Source organism: Mesorhizobium sp. M0808, from assembly GCF_040320025.1.
Lineage (GTDB): Bacteria > Pseudomonadota > Alphaproteobacteria > Rhizobiales > Rhizobiaceae > Mesorhizobium.
Window position 1 is genome coordinate 1 of record NZ_JAMYOX010000117.1, and the last position, 1,327, is coordinate 1,327.

2 protein-coding genes are annotated in these 1,327 nt (G+C 64.6%); both read left to right on the forward strand.

The window, feature by feature from the left end:
- The coding region (gene tnpC, locus NKI25_RS36210) for an IS66 family transposase (RefSeq protein WP_353000960.1) at positions 1-1,021 on the forward strand (1,021 nt) is incomplete at its 5' end.
- A 2-nt stretch (positions 1,022-1,023) separates the two neighbouring features.
- Positions 1,024-1,257, forward strand: coding sequence for a hypothetical protein (locus NKI25_RS36215; protein ID WP_353000962.1), 234 nt, complete (start codon positions 1,024-1,026; stop codon positions 1,255-1,257).
- Positions 1,258-1,327: the final 70 nt, after the last annotated feature.

Consider the following 1,327-nt stretch of genomic DNA (forward strand, 5'->3'; position numbering starts at 1 on the left):
CCTCAACCGCCAGGCTGAACGCTATGCCCGCGAAGGCGTGCCGCTCAGCCTGTCGACGCTCGCCGACCAGGTCGGCGCCGGCGTCGCGGCGCTGATGCCGCTGTTCAAGCGGCTCGAAGCCCATGTGCTGGCCGCTTCACGTCTGCACGGCGACGACACGACGGTGCCGGTCCTGGCCAAGGGCAAGACCGATACCGGCCGATTATGGACCTATGTGCGTGATGACCGACCATTCGGCGATGTCGATCCGCCGGCGGCGGTGTTCTATTATTCCCGCGATCGCCGAGGCGAACATCCCGCGGCGCATCTCGCCGGCTGGAGCGGCATTCTGCAGGCCGATGCCTATGGCGGTTATGGCGATCTCTATGCGGCGGCCCGTCAGCCGGCGCCTATTCTGGAAGCCAGCTGCTGGGCCCACAGCCGGCGCAAAGTGTTCGAGCTGGCCGATATCGAAGCGGCGGCGCGCAAGAAGGCGCACGGCGAGAAGCCCAACCTGGTCTATCCGCTCGCGGTTGAAGGCGTGAAGCGCATCGACGCCCTGTTCGATATCGAGCGCGAGATCAACGGCCTGTCGCCGGCCCAACGCCACGCCGTGCGCCAGGAGCGGAGCCTGCCGCTGGTCGCGGAGCTCGAGACCTGGATGATCGAGACGCGCGACAAGCTCTCGCGCGGACATGATCTGACCAAGGCCTTCAACTACATGCTGCGCCGCTGGTCATCCTTCGCCCGGTTCCTCGACGACGGGCGGATCTGCCTATCGAACAATGCAGCCGAGCGAGCCCTGCGCGGCATCGCTCTCGGCAGAAAGTCCTGGCTGTTCTGCGGTTCCGATCGCGGCGGACAGCGCGCTGCCGTTCTCTACAGCCTGATCGTCAGCGCCAAGTTGAACGATATCGACCCGCAGGCCTGGCTCGCCGATATCCTGGCGCGCATCGCAGCCCACCCAGCCCATCGGATCGATGATTTGCTGCCGTGGAATTGGAGATCCGCACAACTGCGGACCCAATCAGCGGCGGCCTGATCATGCAGCGCAATAAGGTGCATCACGTCTACACCGTCGAACGTGTCGCCAGGGACCTCGGCGTCAGCGAAGCGCTCATCCAGGAACTGACCCTCGGTCTCGAGCCCGAGGACGGCGTCATCTGGGTGTACGGCGCCAACGATGACGAGGGGATCTTGGCCTTCATCGATGAAGGCATCGAGGAGGTCGAACTCCTCCTCGAAGAATATCATCGCGTCTCCCCATCAAAAACTTGACGCCGGCACCGCGGTGCTCAGGTCCTCATGGCCGCCGGATACACGTCTGCGGTCTTCACCGGATGGGTAC